The sequence below is a fragment of the Pseudoalteromonas sp. 5Ae-yellow genome (assembly GCF_014077565.1).
GTDB lineage: Bacteria > Pseudomonadota > Gammaproteobacteria > Enterobacterales > Alteromonadaceae > Pseudoalteromonas.
Window position 1 is genome coordinate 1 of sequence record NZ_JACGWD010000055.1, and the last position, 21,844, is coordinate 21,844.

Below are 21,844 nucleotides of genomic sequence, written 5' to 3' on the forward strand. Positions count from 1 at the left end.
ACAATATGCGCGGATTACATCAAGGTCAGAAGTAATAATCTTCACTAAAAGACCGTATATATGACAGCAAACCTGTCCCTGCTATCGTTGAATGACACCTTGCAATACTGGAGGAGACCATATATGACTTATGTAGTTTGCGTAAAAACTCATTATCAGTTGTTAATGTAAGGTCTGGGAAAATAGGCAAATCAAGCTTAGTAGGCAAAGCAATAATCGAGTCTGGATCAATTACCTCACCCTCTTTGGTTACGCTTATTTCATCTAAGCTAAAAAAGTTAAGCGCGCCTATTCCCTCAACGTGTTGAACATCAGCTTCTTCAGCCTCTATGTGTTTGCGAATAATACCCCTGAGCTCACTTTCAGCAAAGTACGTAATCCCCTCTTTACCTAACCATGCATCGAGAATTAAAGCCGTTGGCTTAGCAACTATATAAAACAGAATCTGATAAAACTTAATTAACGGCGAAAGTAGGCTCGCCATTTTTAACGCATTACGCGAAAAATAAGCCTGTGGTGTTATTTCACCAATAATAGTAATTGCGATAGTTGAGAATAAAAACGAACTGGCGCCCATTAATACAGAATCAGAAAGTAGCGTAAGCAGTACGTTTATACCTACGTTACCCCATAAAATAGTCGATAATAAAAAGTTAGAGTCGTTTCGAAGTGCCATCACTTTTATGGCAGCTTCGTTCCCTTTTGTGCTTTCCATTTCGAGCTGGAGTCTGCTTAGCGAAAAAAACGCTAAGTTTAAGCCCGAAAATATTGCCGATTGTGAAATACACAAAGCAATTGCACACCAAATCATGACTTCAAAGGTCATTGTATTTTCCTGTTAGTAATACCAATCCGCTTAATTAGGCGAATTGGTATAAGGCTTATAAAAGCAGTAAACTGCCTAAACCTAAAAAGGTAACAAACCCAACAATATCAGTAACAGTAGTTAAAATTACCGAGCCAGATAACGCAGGATCAATTTTCATTTTGTCTAAAATAGACGGAATAACAACACCCGCTAGTGACGCCGCGACTAAATTCAATAAAATGGCTACCGTTATTGTAATGCTGAGCATTAAATCGTTAAACCATAAGAATGTAAGCAGACCTATTACAAATGCCCATACCAAGCCATTTACAGCGCCAACACGTAGCTCTTTTTTAAGTAACGCATTGCGGTTTGAATCTGTAACCTGTCCAAGCGCTAAACCACGCACAATAACGGTTAATGTTTGACTACCTGCAATCCCCCCCATAGAAGCAACAACTGGCATTAATACAGCTAGTGCTACAACCTGCTCTATAGTTGCGCCAAATAAACCGATGAACCAAGACGCTAAAAAGGCAGTAGCTAAGTTAATACCTAACCATATACCACGGTTTTTAGCACTTTTTCGAACACTTGCGAACAGGTCTTCGTCTTCACGTAAACCACCCGCTTTAGCGGCTGCTTCATCAGCAATTTCTTGGCGTAATTCATACGCTGAGGCAATGGTTAATCGCCCGAGTAATTTATTGTCTGCGTTAACCACTGGCAATGCCATTTTTTCACTGTGGATCACCACTTCTGCTGCTTCATATAAATCATCATCAGCATGGAGCGATGAAAAGTCATGATTTGCCAATGTCATTAAGTTATCGGTGTCGCTGGCTTTTATTAAATCATTTACCGCAACCTCACCTATTAAGCTGCCCTTACGGCTTACTAAATAAATAACTTCACTGTATTGCGGTAAACCTTTATGTAGCAATTTTTTAGCGCCACCGGCGGTTAGCTTCTCTGATACTTTTAAAAAGTCAAAACCTAACCAGTGACCAAGTTGTTCTGGCGGGTATTGCTGCGCTAAATCATATTGTTTGGTTTGCGCTTCATCGAGTTGCTTTTTTGCATACTCAACAAATCGCTCTGGTATAACTTCTTCAAGTTCCAGTAGCTCTTCTACATTAACTTCATCAAGAAGTTTAAAAGCCTCAGCGTCTTCTAGCGTTTGCAGCAACCACAAACAACTATCTTCACTTAAATTAACAAAAATTTCGTGTTGCGTGTCTTCATCAAGCAACTGCCAAATTTCAAGTCGTTGTTCTTTTGGTATCGCCTCAAAAAGTAATGACAGGTGCTCTGTTGAAAGCGTTAACTGCGCATCTGCTAATAATTTATTTTTGCGTTCTGTTGTATCGCATTGCAATAAATCATTTATGAGCTGTGGAAGTTGGTCTACCGGATACTCAATCATCTTAAAACCTTAAAATTTAAAAGCGCACATTATTTATAGTCTACTTGAACAATAAAAAATTGCAGAAAAAACGTGAACTTATTAAGCATGCGCAAGCTATTTTTGCGCATTGTATGGGCAAACTAAATGCAGTACTAATATTTATTTTAAAAAATTAAAAAAACAGTAAAGGAATTGTTTTTGAGGGATTAAACAACAAGTAAGCAAACCAAAGGGATTACTTATAATAAAAAAAATCCCATATTAGCTAGGCTAATATGGGCAAAATCACACAATGAATTAGGTGTTTTTAAATTACGGTTTATGCTTTAAATTAAAGTCTATCAGTAATATTTCGTACTAAGTCAGAATCTACAAATTGAGTAATAAGTGCAGCGCCCCACGCATAGCCTCGCTGTATTGGGTAACCTTTAAAAATCCAGCGTTTACGCACGTGATTAAAGCGCTCTAAATAGTCTTGTTTTTTTTGTGGCAGAGGTTGCTCACCCAATTTATTCCATGCTTTATATACGCCTGACATGTCAGAACCTCGCATAAAGCGTTGCAACCAACGTGGAAAACGAGAAAAGCTAATAGTGGACTGAAAATCAATAAAATAAGGTTTACCGTCTGCGCCGCATAAAATATTACCCATATTACGTAAGTCTAAATGCACGATGCCTTTGCGATGCATTTTTGCTACTTGACGCTCAAGTTCACTAAAAAAGTTAACAGGTAATGTTTTGTCTTCATGAATTAAAGCGCGCAGTGGCGTGCCTTCAATATAGTTATAAGCAACCGCTATCGGCGACAATCTACAAAAGCGGTTAGCGACTGCATCAAGCTCAGCTAAACGGCTTAACCCTTTATACTCTTGATTTACCGAAATTCGTGCAAATGTTTTGCGGATAAACCACGGGCTTTGGCTAAAATCTTTAACAATTAAATCAAATTCATTATCTTTATATCGATACACAATCGCGTTAGCAAAACGTCCCTTATGGACAACACTTAAGTGATGTTGCATAAAAGTATGTTCTGGATATTGCTGCTGTAATTGTACTAACAAATTATTTTCAATCATAACAAACCTAACAAGATGATAACTTTAATTGCCTAGGCAACTATATTATCAAAGTTAGATTCTGCGCACAATCAGATCAACTAATTAGCACGCTAACTTTCTGTTGAAACAGTATCGCTATTTTATTGATAATCTACTTTTGGGGGGAGTTTGGCAGTGAATCAAGATTATTTATAGCTTTGAATAGTAAGTCGATTATTTGGTTTTTTTCTGGCTCTGAAAAACCACTTAATGCTTGCGCATAGACTTCGTTTACTACAGGCATAATTTCAGGACAAAGAGCTTTACCCTTTTCACTTAAACACAAAATAGTTGAGCGCTTATCAAGCTCGCATTGCGTTTTAATAATGAGTCCTTTTTCTTCAAGTCGGTTTAGTAAACGGCTCATAGCGCCACGATCATAAACCATATACTCGCAAAGTCCTGCAAGCGTATTAACCGACTCTCTCGCAAGTAGTACTACCACAATATATTGCGCTGAAGTTAAGTCCATAGGAAGTAACTTGGCATCAACATGAATGGCTAATCTCGAGCGTAAAAAAGACACTAAACGCCCCAAGTCTTGCTCTGGCGCTAACTCTTCGCGAGTACAACGTTTAATTGATGGCATGTTTTGCATGGTTATTCCACTGTATAGGTATATTTGCATGCTGATAGACCTTAACGCATACAAAAAATTCAATAATTTTTATAAAAACTAAGCAGCTAAAACTAAGCCACAAAAATAAAGCCGCAATCAGCGGCTTTATTTTATATAGTTTAAAATTTTGCTAAATTTTAAACTGGCCAACAAGCTGGCCCAAGTTTTCACCACGCGCCGCTAAATGCTGACCAACAGTAGACGTGGTTTTACTTGAAATAGTTAACTCATTAACTATTTCTTGAATGGCAAATACATTACGATTTATTTCTTCTGTAACACTACTTTGCTCCAGGGCTGCCGTTGCAATTTGCGTACTCATGTCGTTAATTGATCTAACTGAGCTTGTTACCGCGCCTAAACTTTCTGAAATAGCACGAGACGACTCAACAGAGCGATTACAACTACTTTGGCTTGCTTGCATTGCTGCAACTGCATCTGATACTAAATTATGTAGCTCACTCAACATTTCACTAATCTCTAATGTGCTAACTTGAGTACGACTTGCTAGGCTTCTTACTTCATCAGCAACAACTGCAAACCCTCTGCCTTGCTCACCTGCTCGCGCAGCTTCTATTGCAGCATTGAGTGCAAGTAAGTTTGTTTGCTCAGCAATTCCACCAATTACACTTAGTACGCTATTAATCTTTTTAGATTGATCACTGAGTGAATCAACCTGTTCAGCAGCTAGGTTAATTTCGCCCATTAAGTTTGAAACCTCACAGAGTGAAATATCAACACACTCTTGAGCTTTAGCAACTTCTTGCGTTGCCGCTTGAGTTGACTCTGCCACTTGGTTTGTATTTTGAGCCACCTCATGAGAAGTAGCCGACATTTCGGTAATAGCCGTCGCAACAAGGTCTGTTTCATGATTGTGATTAAGTAGCTTGTCTTCAATTAATCGTGTTTGTGTATTTATATCACTAGAGGCTGTTTTTACATCGTGTGTTACATCAACCACATTGGCAATAATGCCATGTAGCTTACTTACAAACATATTAAATGCTTCGCCAAGTTGGCCTATTTCATCGTTAGTATCAATATCTAAACGTTTGGTTAAATCGCCCTCACCTTTAGCAATGTCGTCAAGGCTTTGCGCCATGCGCTGTATTGGTTTTACCATTGTATTTGCGGCAACTAACGCACATATAATAGTTAAAACAACCCAAAATAAAGCAATTAGCAATAAGGTCACTACCTTATCATTCATGTGCTCTTGCATTGCTGTTTGATATTTAAGTAGTTCTGCGTCTATATCATCCATATATGCGCCAGTACCAATCATCCAGTTTGTACCTGGGATCATTGCTGCATAGCCCATTTTTTCAACTAAGCCTGTGGTATTTGGTTTTTGAAAATGATAGTTAAAAGCGCCACCGCCTTTTCTAGCTTGATCTAATAAGCCCACTATTATTTTTTTACCGTTAGGGTCAGTCATCCCTATTTTGTTTTGCCCTTCAATAGCATCACCTAATAATGCATGAAAAACACTAACGCCATTTGTGTCGTATATAAAAAAGTAACCACCTTGACCAAATGTTAAATCTCTTAAAGCGTTTTTAGCATCTTGCTCAGAGCCATTTGCTATTTGATAGCGCACAATTTTACTGGCAATTTCCACCTCGGTGCTTAGCAACGTTTGTTTGTCACTTATTAGTTTAGTTTGAAATGCTTCAAAATTTTGTTGCTGATTTTTATTCTCTAAATAATAAGAACTCAGCATCAAGCTAATCAAAAGTAGCATTAAGGGCAATATAGCTAATAACAACAGTTTGTTTTTCAAGCTTAAATTACTCATTATTTCTCCGGGGTATATAAATGCATATATAGCGACAATAGCCAAAAATTAAATTACGGTTGTTTACATTGTTTTAATGGGTTTAAAAGCATAGTAAATAAAAACAAATTGGTGGGAGTAAACTCATACCATGCTCAATTAGCAGATATTATAGTCACAAGGAAGGTATTTGGACACTAAAAACACTGAGACCTTCGTATTAATTAATATATATTTGCCACTCTTTCATTAGAGATTTAAAGTTCTAGCAGCTGCATTGATCTAAACTTAATTTTATAGCGTACTAAGACGACTAATCACCAGCTATGTAATGAGTTAACGCAGGACTCATGTTAGTATTGATTTTAGGTTCATATAAATAATGAACATATAGATATTAAACTTCCATTAACATATAACAACCCTATATTACTAATACCAAACAACTAGAAAATCGGAACGCATCACTTTGAGCCACAGTTATAATCTAATAAAAATGAATTATTAATGAAATATATTTTATACCTTGCACTTTTAGTGTCTGCTCATGCATTCTCAGCACCTGTAAATAATAGTATCGCTTTTTACTACTCAGCGCCGATGCCATTAGCCGAAATGACCTTTTATTCTCGCGTTGTAGTCCAGCCTGATCTTGTGACTGAGCACGAACTTAATTGGTTTAAACAGCGTAATATTGCTGTTTATGCTTATTTAAGTGTTGGTGAGTCGTTTAATCAAAGTGAGTCATCACTTAGCATAAACCCCAACTGGAATAGCCACATTGCAGATTTAACATCAGCACATTGGCAACAATATATTGCAAATAGCGCTGCGGCATTAAAAGCACGTGGCTTTAGCGGCTTATTTTTAGATACCCTTGATAGCTATCAGCTATTAGATGCTACACACAGTAAACCCGATCAACAAGCTGGGTTAGTCACCATAATAAGCTCACTATCTGAGACTTTTGACAAACACCTTATCCTCAACCGGGGCTTTGAGTTATTGCCTAAACTCGCTAATTTAGCCAAAGACTTAGTTGCTGAGGGTTTGTATAGCCACTTTAATCCGACCGACAATAGCTATAAACTGACCAACAAAAACGACCAAGATTGGCTAAGCGCACAATTAAAAACAGCACAAGACTTAGGCCTCAACGTCCAAGTTATTGATTATGCAAAGCCCGTTAATCGCCTCGCTATGGCACAAAATATTATAGACGCCGGTTTTAATCCATGGGTAACCGATGGTCACCTGCAAACATGGGGAACATCATCAATTACACCGGTTCCTAGGCGCATTTTGATCCCTTATAACAGTAACGTAAAGCCACTCATTTACACTACCGTACATTTAAAGCTTGCGACCATGATTGAGTATTTGGGGCATATACCTGATTACATAGATATGGCAAAGCGCGATTTACCTTTGGTTGACCCTAGCTTACATGCCGGTATTATTTCGTGGACCTCAAGCGACGCATTTTACACACCAACACTTACCAATTGGCTTGAAGCTAATTTAGGTGTGGTGCCAGAGCTTATTTTAGGCGAGTTACCACAATCAACTAAATTATTATTAAGCTTGGGTATTGAGTCGTTAAACACACTGCCTGAAGGTCCGTATAAACAAGATAGCTTTGCACCTTGGCTCAAAGGAGAATCCACAACACCTCCCCCTATTGTTAAACCATACTTACTCAAATTAGCAACTGATGCGACTCCTTTAATTACAATAAAATCATCAGATGACACAATAGTTGTACAAGCTGCTAAAACTAAATATGGTGCAGTCGTCGTTGCTCCTTGGCTAATTGATACATTTCCAATGGAAGGCAGCAAATGGGTTATTGATCCGCGTACACTACTAACTCAGGCTATGGGACTACCACCTATATTAGTGCCAGATACAACCACCGAAAGTGGCAGGCGAATGCTTACGCTGCATATAGATGGAGATGGATTTACAAGTGTTGCCCATTACGAAGGTAAGCCTTATTCAGCAGAAGTGATTCGAGATGAAATAATTAAACGCTATAAACTGCCTTTGACGTCATCTGTGATCCAAGCTGACATTGAAGAAGGCGGTATTCACTCTAAACAAAGTGCCAAACTTGAAGGCATTGCACGTAGTATTTTTAACCTACCTTACGTAGAAGTTGCTTCGCATACCTATAGTCACCCCTATTTTTGGACAGCACTGTCTGGGCGAAAAAAAATAGATGAAGACGACACCGATTACGGTTTTCATCTAGATGTACCTGGCTACAACACTATCAGCCTTAAAAAAGAAATTACAGATTCAATAAAGTACATTGATGAAAAGCTCACACCTAAAAATAAAAAAACAGTGATGATACTTTGGTCTGGTGATGCAACTCCTGGTCCTAAAGCACTTGAACTTGCTCGTGATGCAGGTGTGTTAAATGTCAACGGGGGTAACACTGATGTAAATGCCGATAATCCTAGTCTTACACATATATCACCTATTGGCCGACCTGAGCGTGATTTGCTGTATCAAATTTATGCCCCCATATTAAATGAAAATGTTTACACAAACCTATGGCATGGCCCTTATTACGGCTTTAGACGTTTAACCGAAACTTTCGAAATAACAGAAAAACCATATAGGTTAAAACCTTACACTATTTACTATCACTTTTACTCAGGCGAAGTTCTTGCGGGTTTAGACGCTCTTAAACACAACATAGATTATGTTTTAGCAAGACCAAATACGCCTGTGCATTTAAGCCATTATGCAAAAGTAGCAAAAGATTTTTACTTTTCTGCACTTGCAAAAAACAATAATAATGAATGGTTATTTAGCTCAAAGTACATTCGTACTCTACGGATACCTACCGATTTTGATGTGCCAAACATAGCTCAAAGTGAAGGTGTATCGGGTGTCACTGAAAAAGGTGACTACATACATATTATAAATAACATAGCTCGCCTTAGCTTTGATCATAGCCAAAATAGTAAAAAACCTTATTTAGCGTCTGCAAATGTTGTTATTGATAACTGGCAAGTTAACGGACCGGTTAGTTTTAAAGCATGGGTGCCCGCTTCACTTGATTTAATTAATGCACGCTCATGCGAATTTGTATCTAATTTGGGTGAACACTTTAAAGGTGTAACACGCACTAATGTGACGCACTTTAATCTGCCAAAAGGTCAATTTTATGGTTACCTTAACTGCAACGGATCTGCTCTATAATGAATACTAAAAAGCGCCCTCAGTTAATTTCTATAAAAACAATATTAGCGTTACTAGCTGTAAGTTGTTTTGCACTTTATGCGTTATTTCCCCATACTTTATTTTTTGAAGATGATGCACTTTCACAAGATTATACCTTTGAGAAATCTTACCTTAATGCAGCGCTCAATACAGAGCCAGACAACGAAAAGCTTCGCGCTAAATTGGTTGAGCTACATATAGGGCTTAGTGAGTATTCACAAGCCACTAACGAGCTTGAAAAGCTACCTAGGGGCGAGCGCAAAGCAACACTTGAAATAAAGCTGCTTTACTCATTATGGCTAGCAAGTGGTGCTAAAGTTGACGACCGCTTTGAAGAGCTATCATTAAAAATAGGAGCTCATAAAAATTGGAACGAACAAATACTGACAATTGCAAAAGCCGTTGGGTTAAACGCAAAAGTTGCTCAGTATTATCAAAAAAATAAACAGCCACTCCTTGCAGCCGATTACTGGTTAAGCGCAGGGGAACCTGACAAAGCATTCGCTATTTATAAAACAAATATAAATGCTGACATTGCAGCTAAAGCGATTGAAACTGCACTTGGCGCAAATAATCCGATTCAAGCTTATGCATGGTGGAAAACCTATGGTGACAAAGCCGATGTTAAACGCACCCTTTATTTAGCTAACTTAGCTGGCAATACAGAAGATGCAGCTCAAGCCATTGAAAGCTTATTAAAAGCTGAGCCAAATAACACCGACTACTTAACAAAAGCCATGCACCTGCGTCTAGCAAATGGAAATGCAAAAGGGGCAGAGCAATTACTCGCCAAATTATTACAACAAAGCCCAAATGATAAAGAACTACACTTACTAAATTGGAAGATAAAACGCTGGCAAAACAAGCCTAAAGAAGCGCTTCAAGAATTTAAATGGCTAATGTCTAACAGATCCGTAACTCCTGCGATGCTTACCGACAGTATTAACGATGCCACCGCTTTATATTTATACCAAGATGCTAATGATATATACGAATATAAAGCTCAAAACAGAAGTCTGAAAGGCAATGGGTTTGCTAATTGGATGCAAGCTAACGAATTTATTGGTAACACAAAGCAAGAGTTAAATAATATTGAACGCTTTGAGCAAATAAATGGTAAAAGTGCATTATCACAATATTGGAAAGCAAAAGTACTTCACGATACTGGTAATTTAAAAGCCTTAAGGGTCTTGTGGCCTACATATAAAGGGCCTAAAAATGAAGAAGACTTACTTTGGATTGCCCGCGCATTTTGGCTAGAAGATGACTTTACTACAGCTCTGCAAGTACTAAAAAGCAAGCAAGAAAGTTCTGATGATGAGTTTTGGAGTGCCCATGTGGACATGGCAATGCGAGTCCAAGACAAAGTTCAAGAATTATATGCACTTGAACAGTTACAAAAAATAAGCCCTTTAAGCGTAGGCGACATGCTGCATTACCAACAATTAAAGTTTGAAGGTAAACCTCAAGAGCTTCTTGATTATTTATGGAAAAGCGAGTCGCAAACTGACCGTCAATTGATTCAAATTGCATTGCTGAGCACCCAAGTAAATGATGCTAAATCAGTTGCACGCATTCATGCTGAACTTGATAAGCAGCGCTATAATAAAGCCCTCTACCCTGCTTGGTTAATTCTTTCAAATTGGTATCAAAACCAAAGTGATTTAAATTATGCTTACACAACGCTTAACCGCGCCGCTAAATTAAGCGAATACAACCCTGATGTTGTGCTTGCACAAGGTTGGTTAGCACTGCAAATGCACGACACTGTGATGATTAGCCGCATTTTAGCTCGCTATTCACAAAGTGATCCTTCCTATGCGTGGACCCAGCTATTAGCTAGCCTATCTATTTATGAAAAATCATATAATAGTGCTTACTTTTATTTGCGTAAATTAGCCATTGCAGATCCAAGTGACTTAACAACACTGGTTAACTTAGCCGATGTAATGAAGCAACTTGGTTATTATGCAAATGCTGCTGAACTTAATCACTATTTACTGCAACACTTACCTAAAGATAAATATGCATACAGAGGCTTAATGTTCCGCTGGGCGGGCGCGATGGCTGTTCCTCATTTAATGCAATTAAACACAATGGAAGAACTTGCCCCCGACACTATTGGTGAGCCCCAAACAAACTGGTGGTTAGCGCGCAAGGCCGCACAAAAATTAGAGCCATGGCAAAAACTACAACTTTATATGACAAACGGCGAATTTAATAAAGCGAAACAGCTTATAGCTGAAGGTTCACTAAGCAAATTAGATGAGCTAAACGCCCTACTCTATTTAAAACAACCCTATGCCACCATGCAACGTTGGTACGAAGAACTCACTGGCGAGGCAAATGAATCGCAATTGAGTTTACTCAGAAATGCACGCGCATCCTATTTTAGAGCGCTTGAAATAAACCTATCGCCAGAGGCTGGTTTAAACAGTAGCCAGTACGATGTAAACGTTTATTTTCCTTATGCTAATGGGCAATGGAAATTAAGTTTAAGTAATCAGCAAAATCTTGATAACAACGGATTACTGTTCGCGATAGAAGATAAGATGACATTTGGTCGTTGGTATTTTGATGCAAAAATAGATTCTCACCAAGGCAGCTTAGTTAGCCGTCAAGGTTTTAGCTTGGACTCTCGTTATCAATGGGATTCGCGTACACAGGTAGGTTTAAAGCTTGAATATAATGTTGAAAACCGCCAATCAGAAGCGCTACTTAGCTATGCTCAGCTAGATAAAGCCACGGCCTATGTTAACTACAATATTGATGGTAGACAAAACGTACAGCTATCAGCAGCAGCGATGTCTTTTTCTCGAAGAAGCGATGGCAGCTCACTAATAAATGGCCAAGAATATAATGCACGTTACCAATACAGCATTTTAAAAGACCGCCCAATTTGGAACGCTTATTTTAGTGCGCAATGGCAAGACTTTGAACGTGTTAATGCATTAATAAATACAGATGCAAATAGAAGACCGCTAAGAGTTGACCTTCAACCATTTAGACGTTTTGCACTAGGGACCTCATTTGCTTCAACAGGTTCGTTGGAGCCGCCTTATTTAGGCGCAAGCCCTTCATGGTTATTTGATATAAGTACTGGCTATCAAACACTTAACGATACAGTAGATGTATCAGTTTCAAGTGGCGCAGGTTGGTCTGTACTGGGCGATGATTTATTTAAATTACAGCTGGGTTACCAAAGTAGTAATAAAGTGGGTAACTCAGATACACAATTACAATTAGGTTATTACGTACATTTTTAATGTTAGGAGAGAGTATGTTTCGTTTAATTATACCGTGTTTGGTATTACTATTATCAGCATGTACCACCAGCAGAGTTGCTGATGATATAGAGCTTAGCCCTTCGAAAACAGTGGCACTAATGCCGCTTGTTAATCATGCTCAAACACCGCTTGCCGGTGAGCGTGCTGAAGATATTTTAGCCAGTATTTGGCAACAAAATAAATTACCAACTCTAATACGTGCACCTCGCGTAAACAGCAAAGAGCTTCCACCGCTGGATGATCAATACCGTTTAGACAATGCTATGCAATGGTTAAGCACTCAACAAGCTGACTATGTACTAACAGGCAGCATTGAAGAGTGGCGTTATAAAGCAGGGCTTGATGGCGAACCTGTTGTTGCACTTACATTATCACTCACTGTAAATGGACAAACCACACCAGTTTGGACAGGTACTATTGCTAAAAGTGGCTGGGGCCGCGATAGCATTGCAGCAACAGCACAAGATGTGATTGCCGATTTAATTTCTTATATAGAGGTTAGTGAGTGAAAACACATTTCCTTAGACCAAGAGACGTTCCTGAGCTACAAATATGGGCTGAGGTATTTATATTTACCGCGCTTGCTTTAGGGCTGCCTGTATTATTTAACGCACAGGACCCATTTTGGACTGAGGGAGGGTTTTCGTGGCCTGTACTTGGTTCACTTTTAGTTTCTTTACGCTATGGCTTTTCAAAAGGCTTTATTAGTATTTTATGTTTGCTTGTTGGCCAACTTTTTTTACTTCAAGCAAATATTTTATCACCGCAAAGCGACTTCAATATTAACGCTATGATTGGCTATATTATTGTAATTATGATCACTGGCGAATTTAGAGATGTGTGGGAGCGTACTAATCAGCAGCAAAGTATTCAGCTTGAGTACGTAACAGATCGTCTTGAAACATTTACTCGTCAGTATCATTTAATTAATTCATCTCACGATAGAATTGAGCAAATGCTAGCTGGCCATACGTTAAGTTTACGTGAATCACTACAAGCAGTAAGAACCTCTATCGGGCTATTAAAAGAAAGAAGACTTGATAGCGCAGCGCAAAAAATAATCGACTTGTTTGTTGAGTACGGTTCGCTAGAAAGAGCGGGGTTATATAAAGTTGAAAACGACAGTGTTTTAGAGCCACCACTTGCCTCTATAGGTAATATGAGTCCAATAGCTAAAAACGATCCTCTTATATTAGCAATGATCGAAGAAAAAGAATTAGTATCGGTAAAAGACGAAAAAGCATCATCGGGTATAAGTAAATACCATATGGCAATCCCACTTATCGACGTAAACAATACTATTTACGGCGCTATTTTGGTTGAAAGAATACAATTTTTTGCGCTTAAAAATACAACTCTAACATTACTTGCTGTAATGGCTGGGCATATAGGCGATTTACTTCGTCATGAAATAACAAACCCAGTAATGACGTATGAAGAGTCTCCATACTTTATTCGCCAAGTTAAGCGCGCAAATAAAGAAGCAAAACGATACAACATTCCATCGCAGCTACTAAAAATAAAAGCCAACAATATTACTGATAAATCGACTCAACTTATGAGTTATTTAAGTGAAGCCCGTCGTGGTTTAGACATTTATTTATATGATGATAAAAATCAGGTATTACTGCTATTAATGCCATTAGCTGATGAACTTGAAAAAGCAGGCTTTATTGCCCGAATGAACACTTGGTGTAAAGAGCGCACTGGTAGCACTTTAGCTGAGCTTGATATTGTTATTGAGCAACAACTTGCACTACCAATAAGCTCAGATGACATAAAGAGATTGGTTTCACTTTCATGATTATAATTATTGTAGCGGCTATTTTAGGGTGTATTTGTCAGTACTTTGCACTAATAGAAGTACTGGAAACACCTAATTGGTTTTTAGCTATACTATTGCATGCTATTGCTAGCATTCTTTTTGCTTTTGTTAGCTATTTCCTGATACCTAAAAAATACAAAACGACTCCCTATAGCTCTTTACTACTCATGTTTTTATTGTTGTTTACATTGCCTGTACTTGGAATTATAGGCGTTGTAGTAGCGCTTACGTTTGCTCTGTGTAAACCACTCAAAAACGATGACATAGAAATTGAAGAGCATAAAATACCTGAGCTTCCTTTTGAAGCCAGAGCAATATCAGCAAACCCGACCTATTCTATGGGCGGACTTAAAGCAATTTTGAAGCATGCTAGTGAACCAAATAAACGTCTAAGTGCCGTAATGGCGGCTCGTCACATGAGTGACTCACAAGCTATTCCTATTTTAAAGCTAGCACTTAAAGATTTAGAAGATGATATTCGCTTACTCGCCTACTCAACCCTTGATGGTAAAGAAACCAAACTCAACGAAAAAATCAGTTTGTACCAGCAAGAAATAACCATTACGACTAAGCAGCCAAAGTTAAGTAATTTACAAAAACAACTAGCCGAACTTTATTGGGAACTTAGCTACTTAGGTTTAGCACAAGGTGCGCTTCGTAAATACGTTTTAGAAAAAGCCGAAGCACTTGCACAGCAAAGTATTGAGCACGTAAAAACACCTGCAACCTTTATATTTTTAGGGCGTATATCTTTAGCCTTAAACAAATACGAAATAGCCCATGAGTACCTACTCAAAGCAACTGAGTCGGGCATGGCAAGGCGTCATGTTCTCCCTTATAAAGCCGAAGTTGCCTTTTGTATGAACAAGTTTGACGACTGTAAACGCTACTTAAAAGAACTCCCAGAACAACCTAAGGGCAGTGAATTACGTCATTTACAGGAGTATTGGCATGAGTAACAAAAATGCAGACATTTTACTGCTTTTAGAAGGTACTTACCCTTATGTGCGTGGTGGCGTATCTAGCTGGGTTCATCAAATAATTGAAGGGTTACCTCATTATAACTTTGAGCTTGTTTTTATAGGTGGAGCGCCAGAGCATTATGGCGAGATTCAATATACCTTGCCTGAAAACGTTACCAAGCTGCATGTTCATTATTTAGTACAAAATGATACCTCTGAAATAAAAGCTAAGCATGGGGTTAAATATAAAAAAGAACTCTTTGATTTTTGGCAGCAACTACAAAATTATTTTAGAGATTGTAACGAGCCAATCCCGACTGAATTATTAAAGTTTGCATTTGAAACTTTAGCTAAAAAAGACGGTATTAATGAAGCCGACTTTTTATATAGTGAATCTTCATGGCAAGTACTCACTAATTATTATTCAACTTTTTGTGATGAATCTTCTTTTATTGACTTTTTTTGGTCATATCGCAATTTATATAAGCCGCTATTTAAAATAGCCGAAATTGCACGAGGGCTTCCTAAAGTTAAACTTATTCACTCAATATCTACCGGGTATGCGGGTATTTTAGGAGCTGGCGCCAGTGTAATAAGTAATACTCCCTTTTTGTTGACCGAGCATGGTATTTACACCAAAGAGAGAAAAATAGATCTTATTCAAGCCAGTTGGATCAAAGAGTCAGAACAAAGCCTAGGTAAAAAATTAAATACCGAGATGGGCTTTATTCGCCGTATGTGGATCAGCTTTTTTGAGCAAATTGGCCGAACAACATACCAAGAAGCAGATAAGATCATTTCGCTATACGACGGTAACAGGCAGCGCCAAATAAAAGATGGTGCAGCACCTGAAAAAGCATTTGTTGTGCCTAATGGCATTAAAACAGTGCGCTTTATTGAAGCGCTTGATCAGCGTCCAAAACAGATACCACCGGTTGTTGGGTTAATTGGACGTGTAGTGCCTATAAAAGATATTAAAACCTTTATACGTGCGATTAAAGAAGCGCAATCGATATTACCAGAGGTCGAAGGCTGGATCATCGGCCCTTTCGAAGAAGATCCACAATACTACAAAGAGTGTGAGCTACTGGTAGGCAGCCTTGATTTACAAAACAGTGTTAAGTTTTTAGGTATGCAAGATATTACTAAAATTTTGCCTCAGCTCGGAATTGTAGCTTTAACCTCGATTTCTGAAGCGCAGCCTTTAGTGCTTTTAGAGGCAATGGCGGCTGGTGTGCCTGTACTTGCTAGTGATGTTGGCTCGTGCCGCGAAATAATCGAAGGCGGAACCGATGAAGATAGAGCGTTAGGTAAAGCCGGTGAAGTTGTCCCAATTGCTTCTCCGAACGACACAGCAAAGCAAATATCAAACATGCTAACAAATGAGCAAGCTTGGCTTGAGTATCAAAAAAGTGGTTTAGACCGCGTACAAAAATTTTATGACGAGAGCCACATGTTTGCCCGTTACGATAAACTTTATAAGGATACAATAGCATGGCTGGAATAGGTTTTGAGATACGAAAAATTCTCAAAAAAAATACCCTGCTCTCAGTTTTTGAAGCATACGGCTACGCAGGTTTAATAGGCTCAGGCCCTTGGCTGCTCTCTATTGTAGCGTTAATGCTTATTGGTATTTTAAGTTTGGGAATTGTATTACCTAAAGTACTTATTATTCAATTTTTAACGCTTGTTACCTACATGATGGCCGCCTCACTTATTTTAACGGGTGGTTTGCAGTTATTACTAACTCGATTTATTGCCGATTTATTTTTTCAAAAAGAAGAGGCAAAGGTACTGCCTAATTTACTTGGTGCGCAACTTATAACAACAATAGCCGCGTTATTGGTAAGCTTGGCTGTATGGCCTATGCTCCCTATACCCGTTGTTACTAAGATTATAATTTTAGGTGCCTTTGTAAGCTTATGTAATCAGTGGCTTGGCGCTATTTTTCTATCAGGTATGAAAGAATACCGGTTAATTTTAATAACCATGCTAAGTGGTTACGCCTTTATGGTATTACTTGCATACTTATTAAGAGACTGGCAGTTAGACGGCTTATTTTTTGCGTTTTTTGCAGGCGAAGCTCTGCTCTTTTTTAGCTTTTTGTTTATGATTATTCGCCGCTACCCAGGTGAAAAACTTATAAGCTTTGACTTTTTAAGCAATAAAAAAGTGTATTACAGCCTATTCTTTTGTGGTCTGTTTTATAACATTGGTGTGTGGGCTGATAAAATCATTTTTTGGTATTCACCAAGCACATCAATTCAAATTATTGGCACGTTAAGAGCCAGCCCAATTTACGACTTGCCTATATTTTTAGCCTATTTGTCTATTATTCCCGGTATGGCAGTATTTTTAGTAAAAATGGAAACCGACTTTGTAGAAGAATACGACCGTTTTTACACAGCTATTCGAGAGGGTTCATCGTTAGAAGAAATTTACTATTTAAAAGACAATATGATCCAAACTGCACGTGCCGGTTTATACGATATATTTAAAATTCAAGGTATTACCGTTGCCTGCTTATTATTATGGGGCGAGCAAATACTTACCTTTATTGGTATTGATCCAAACTATAAAACGCTTTTATTTATTGATGTAGTTGGTGTGGGTGTACAAGTTATATTTTTGTCTATTTTAAATATTTTGTTTTATTTAGATAAACGCTCAACCGTCCTATTTTTAGCGGGGCTATTTTTGGTAATAAACGTTGTTTTAACTTTGCTATCAATCGCTTTTGGGCCGCAGTTTTATGGTTACGGCTTTGCACTCTCAACTATTATTACCTCTGTTGTTGGCTTATTTTGGCTTTCTAAACAATTTGAAGATTTAGAATACGAAACGTTTATGCTGCAATAGCACAATATAAAGGCTGCTTATGCAGCCTTTATATTTAAAGCTTTTCGTACAAAATTAAAATAATTAATTATTGGAAAGCGGCTGATACACACCATGTTTATAGCTCATATAAGCGCCTCAGTTTAAAGCAAAAAAGACTAGCTCAGTAAAGATATAAAATGTTAATAAACAAAGGGCTTATAAAAACCAAGCTACCTTGGCTTAGCTAATCTCTCGTACAAATAGATTTAACTGGTTTAGCATTATGCTAAATGACGTAGACGCTGCCATTACTTACTCACCCATCGCGCTTTAAAGCCACGCGTATCAACATGTATAAATGCGCCTCTGTGCGACTTAGGCCCATAAATACCTAAACCACCTAGTAAACCTTTAAATGATTCACGTCTAGCTAACGACTCCACTATATCGGCCATCGCTTTAGCGTCACCAATTGAATGCTTACCGTCATTATTAATATCATCCATACGGTAGTTGCCATCGTTATCTATAAAAATATCGGCAGCATCACCAAATACATGTCGGCTAAGTTTTACATTGCCAATTGATTTGTTGTAGTACGGAGTTCTATAACCGCTCATAACCACCATATTACTAACCGGTATACCTTCTAAAATCAGTTCTTTGCGTATTTTTTCTAGTTTAAGTAACAACTTATTTTGTAAAAATAAATACTTTGGGTACTTACTTCGCTGCTTACTAACAAATTCCTTTAGTGAAAAGTGAGGTGATATTTTTACGTTTTCATTTTCAGGCGTTACCTTAACAAAGCCATCGGGCACTATGTAGTATGAAGCGTCTTTAATCTGTGAAGGTTTAGGATAGTGCCCAATGTGGTAATACTTGAGCTTTCCTCCTTCAACGTGGTCTGCGGGTACTTTTACAAAAACGTTAATTTTCATACGCTGTTTTTTATCGGGCGACTCAATAATTACCGTTGTTAAACCAGGCTCTTTGGGTGCTTGCCATTGCCAGCGGTTAGTGTCCGTAAGATCGGACTTTCCTTGAGTATTAATTAAATTGTAGGCTTTTTTTGATTGCGCAAAAAGCACTTCAAACTCAACCTGCTCTTGGGGCATTACAAACACCGAAAACACCGAGTATGGCATAACTATATCGTTAATTTTCAAGCTAAATTCTGCATCTTCAAAGTTAGCTTTATTTTTTATATCAACCACCTGATGCGCAGCTTTTGTGGGCGCTGCAGCAAATACACTATTGCTAAATATAATTGTGAATATGGCGATAAAAATATAATGAATAAATTGCATAAACCCTCTCATTATTTATTTTTTAACAAAGCGGCAATCACCGATTGTTCATCATTTTTTAATAATGCTTTTTTATCGCGTTGATAAATGTCATCTCTAAAGTTAACCAGCTTATTTTCGTCAACCCATGCAGTCCAATAAACTAAATGAATAGGAAGAGGCTCGTCTAAATGAAACGTTTGAGTACTGTTTTGAGTACGTGCGCTGTCTATGTGATTGAGTGTTTGTGCCTCTCCTTCGTGCTTAATAATTTCACGCGCTAACGAAAAGGGTTGCTCTATCCTTATACAGCCATGCGATAAAGCACGATTTGATTGGCTAAAACGCTGTTTTGCTGGTGTATCGTGAACATAAATTGCTTCGGCGTTAGGAAATAAATACTTAACCTCTCCTAGAGGGTTTTCTTCACCAGCACGTTTAACTAAAAAGTGATCAAATTGATATGGCTTAATAGAATCCCAATCAATATTACTAGGATTAACAGTTTGTGAGTCTAGGTAGCTGTTTTTTCTAATTTCAATATTATTTTTTACAAGGTAGTCAGGATCCTCGGCGACCTTTGGAGCAATTTCTTTAGTAGCGATTGAGGTGGGTATACGCCATTCAGGGTTAACTACAAACTTTTCTATTTCGTCACTAAATGCAGGTGTTTCCCAACTTGGTTTACCTACAATTACGTTATTTTTTAATTTTACATCGCCCGCTTTTACAAACCGTAAGCTGTATTCAGGAATATTTACATACACATATTGCTCGTCACTTGCGCCTGCAAAGTTAGTTATTCTATAAAAGTTAAGTATTAATTTATCGAGTTTTTGCTTTGCGGGCACATTAAGTGAAGCAAAAGTGCGCTTACCCACTCGTCCATCCACTGTTAAACCATGGCGGCTTTGAAATTGCTTAACAGCTTGCTCTATGTGTTTATCAAACGTACATATAGACTCGTCACACACATTACTTTTTAAGTCACGTTCTTGGTATAAACGCTGTGCAAGTAAGTTTACCTCTTTATTATTACTACCGAGTTCAAGCAATTCGTCGCTATATAAGTGTGTAAAACCTCCTTTATTAACTATTTCTTGATACCAATTAATGGCCTTTTCTGTACGTTCAATTAATTGCGCTGAATACTGATCAAAGTAGTAGCTGTCATCAGCTTGCATGTACTTTTGTGAGTTATAAGTAGTTAGTGAAGAGTTAGCGAGCACCACACTCTCAAGCTCATTTGCAGCGAGAGTTGGTGCTGAGCATAAGCCGCTCATGCCAATAAACAATGCAGTTTTTAAAGTAAAGCCCTTTGCTTTAGTAAGCGCTTGATTTGAAAATAACCCCTTCACTGTGTACCTCCTCGCTAAATATCGTTGATAAATGCTTTTGTACTTACCACTAAGTAGTACTCTGGAGGTGCAACGGTAATGCCAAATTAAAGTTTCAAAATAAACAATTGAAATTTAATGACTTTTTAAAAACCCTTATTCTAAACGTTAATAAATTAAATTAGAGAATATGTAATTAATATGCTCAAGTGTGTAAAGTTGCTATGGCAATTAATCTTTTAAAAAAGCTAAAAAACCACGTTCATAACGACTCAAGTACTTCGTTTTTCGTGGTAATGAAAGCGACTCTCTCCACGCAGTTTGAGTATCTTCATCTTCTTTGCACAGCGTAATTAAATCGGGATGCACATAAGATTTACGTGCTATAGCTGGAGTATTACCCAGTTGCTGGGAGACACTATCAAGCATACTTTTTAAAGTAAGCGCTCCTTTGGCTTTAGCTAATTGTTTAAATGCAATTACGCTTGCTCGCCAGGTTCTAAAGTGTTTTGCACTAAACTCCTCACCCATTATTTGCTGAATATATTGATTTATTTCACTTGATGTAACATTAGTGCGCTCACCCTCATTTATATACTGAAACAAATGCTGGCCGGGTAAATCTTGTAAGTCTTTTATTACATGACTAAGCACTCTATCGGTTATATTTACTTCACGCTCCTTGCCTGATTTAGCACGATACTTTAGCTGAATGTTTTTACCCGTGAGTTTTGCATGGCGTGTGCGTAATGTTGTAGCACCAAAACTTTTATTTTGCTTTACGTTACGTTCGTTACCTACCCTCAGCGCACCTAAATCCATAAGCCTTACAACTGCCGCTAAAGTACGTTCAATATTAAGCTCATCACCTTGTAAGTCTGTTTCTAAACGTGCTCTTAACAAAGGAAGTTTATTACCAAATACTCCACATGCTTGGTATTTTTTAGCCTCTTGTTGCGCTCTAAATTCAGGATGATAGCGGTATTGTTTTCGCCCTTTACTATCAAACCCTGTCGCTAAAATATGCCCATTTTCTTCTGGGCAAAACCAGGCGTTTTTATAGGCAGGCGGAAATGCCAATCCATTTAAACGATCAATCACATTTTGCTCTTTTATTTGCTTTCCTATTGGATCGAAGTAAAGCCAACTTTTGTGTTTAAGTTTACGAGTGATCCCTGGCAAATTATCGTCTACATAAATTAGTTTCATTTACCCTCCAGTTATATTTAAGCATGCGTCGAAATATAAAATGTATCACTTTAAAATAACCTTAAACTGAACAAGATTATTGATATATAATAAAAACTAACAACAACTATAAATACTTAATATATATTAATAATTCTATTTAGGTTTTTGTAAAAGTAGGACGC

14 protein-coding genes and 1 pseudogene are annotated in these 21,844 nt (G+C 37.9%); 7 read left to right on the forward strand and 8 right to left on the reverse strand.

Annotated elements, in window-relative coordinates; all coding sequences use genetic code 11:
- Positions 1 to 124: 124 nt before the first annotated feature.
- The 5 genes and pseudogenes from H4J63_RS14365 to H4J63_RS14385 form a co-directional block, all read right to left on the reverse strand.
- Positions 125 to 826, reverse strand: a pseudogene (locus tag H4J63_RS14365) (DUF21 domain-containing protein); the annotation flags it as partial.
- Between the two features lie 55 nt (positions 827 to 881).
- Positions 882 to 2,234: a magnesium transporter gene (locus H4J63_RS14370; protein WP_002958930.1), complete on the reverse strand. Its 1,353-nt coding sequence runs from the start codon at positions 2,232 to 2,234 to the stop codon at positions 882 to 884.
- Positions 2,235 to 2,547: 313 nt separating this feature from the next.
- On the reverse strand, positions 2,548 to 3,297 hold the full coding sequence (locus H4J63_RS14375) for an RIO1 family regulatory kinase/ATPase (protein ID WP_002958932.1): 750 nt from the start codon (positions 3,295 to 3,297) through the stop codon (positions 2,548 to 2,550).
- A 133-nt stretch (positions 3,298 to 3,430) separates the two neighbouring features.
- Positions 3,431 to 3,946, reverse strand: coding sequence for a MarR family winged helix-turn-helix transcriptional regulator (locus tag H4J63_RS14380; RefSeq protein WP_259365683.1), 516 nt, complete (start codon positions 3,944 to 3,946; stop codon positions 3,431 to 3,433).
- A gap of 121 nt (positions 3,947 to 4,067) precedes the next feature.
- Positions 4,068 to 5,735: a methyl-accepting chemotaxis protein gene (locus H4J63_RS14385; RefSeq protein ID WP_182197237.1), complete on the reverse strand. Its 1,668-nt coding sequence runs from the start codon at positions 5,733 to 5,735 to the stop codon at positions 4,068 to 4,070.
- Between the two features lie 486 nt (positions 5,736 to 6,221).
- Here H4J63_RS14385 and H4J63_RS14390 point away from each other — a divergent pair, with 486 nt between their 5' ends.
- The 7 genes from H4J63_RS14390 to pelG are packed head-to-tail and all read left to right on the forward strand — an operon-like array spanning position 6,222 to position 17,884.
- Positions 6,222 to 8,930, forward strand: coding sequence for an endo alpha-1,4 polygalactosaminidase (locus H4J63_RS14390; RefSeq protein ID WP_182197238.1), 2,709 nt, complete (start codon positions 6,222 to 6,224; stop codon positions 8,928 to 8,930).
- On the forward strand, positions 8,930 to 12,217 hold the full coding sequence (locus tag H4J63_RS14395) for a tetratricopeptide repeat protein (RefSeq protein ID WP_182197240.1): 3,288 nt from the start codon (positions 8,930 to 8,932) through the stop codon (positions 12,215 to 12,217). The genes H4J63_RS14390 and H4J63_RS14395 overlap by 1 nt, the downstream gene beginning before the upstream one ends.
- A 14-nt stretch (positions 12,218 to 12,231) precedes the next feature.
- Entirely contained in the window at positions 12,232 to 12,747 is a 516-nt protein-coding gene (locus H4J63_RS14400; RefSeq protein ID WP_002958938.1) for a hypothetical protein, read from the forward strand.
- Complete coding sequence (locus tag H4J63_RS14405) at positions 12,744 to 14,042, forward strand: PelD GGDEF domain-containing protein (protein ID WP_182197241.1); 1,299 nt, start codon at positions 12,744 to 12,746, stop codon at positions 14,040 to 14,042. Before H4J63_RS14400 ends, H4J63_RS14405 begins: the two co-directional genes overlap by 4 nt.
- Positions 14,039 to 15,022 carry a HEAT repeat domain-containing protein gene (locus H4J63_RS14410; protein WP_182197243.1) on the forward strand — a complete coding sequence of 328 codons (984 nt, stop codon included), beginning with the start codon at positions 14,039 to 14,041 and terminating at the stop codon, positions 15,020 to 15,022. The genes H4J63_RS14405 and H4J63_RS14410 overlap by 4 nt, the downstream gene beginning before the upstream one ends.
- Entirely contained in the window at positions 15,015 to 16,532 is a 1,518-nt protein-coding gene (gene pelF, locus H4J63_RS14415) for a GT4 family glycosyltransferase PelF (RefSeq protein WP_165743864.1), read from the forward strand. The genes H4J63_RS14410 and pelF overlap by 8 nt, the downstream gene beginning before the upstream one ends.
- Positions 16,520 to 17,884, forward strand: a complete 1,365-nt coding sequence (gene pelG, locus H4J63_RS14420; protein ID WP_024604089.1) for an exopolysaccharide Pel transporter PelG — start codon at positions 16,520 to 16,522, stop codon at positions 17,882 to 17,884. The genes pelF and pelG overlap by 13 nt, the downstream gene beginning before the upstream one ends.
- Positions 17,885 to 18,153: 269 nt before the next feature.
- On the opposite strand, the gene H4J63_RS14425 is transcribed toward pelG, so the two are convergent.
- The 3 genes from H4J63_RS14425 to H4J63_RS14435 all read right to left on the reverse strand — a co-directional run bounded on the left by H4J63_RS14425 (position 18,154) and on the right by H4J63_RS14435 (position 21,680).
- Positions 18,154 to 19,155, reverse strand: a complete 1,002-nt coding sequence (locus H4J63_RS14425; protein ID WP_182197245.1) for a D-Ala-D-Ala carboxypeptidase family metallohydrolase — start codon at positions 19,153 to 19,155, stop codon at positions 18,154 to 18,156.
- A gap of 11 nt (positions 19,156 to 19,166) precedes the next feature.
- Positions 19,167 to 20,492 (reverse strand): murein L,D-transpeptidase, encoded by a 1,326-nt coding sequence (locus H4J63_RS14430; RefSeq protein WP_182197247.1) that lies wholly within the window; start codon positions 20,490 to 20,492, stop codon positions 19,167 to 19,169.
- Positions 20,493 to 20,702: 210 nt separating this feature from the next.
- Positions 20,703 to 21,680 carry a DNA topoisomerase IB gene (locus H4J63_RS14435; protein WP_170071986.1) on the reverse strand — a complete coding sequence of 326 codons (978 nt, stop codon included), beginning with the start codon at positions 21,678 to 21,680 and terminating at the stop codon, positions 20,703 to 20,705.
- Between the last annotated feature and the right edge of the window lie 164 nt (positions 21,681 to 21,844).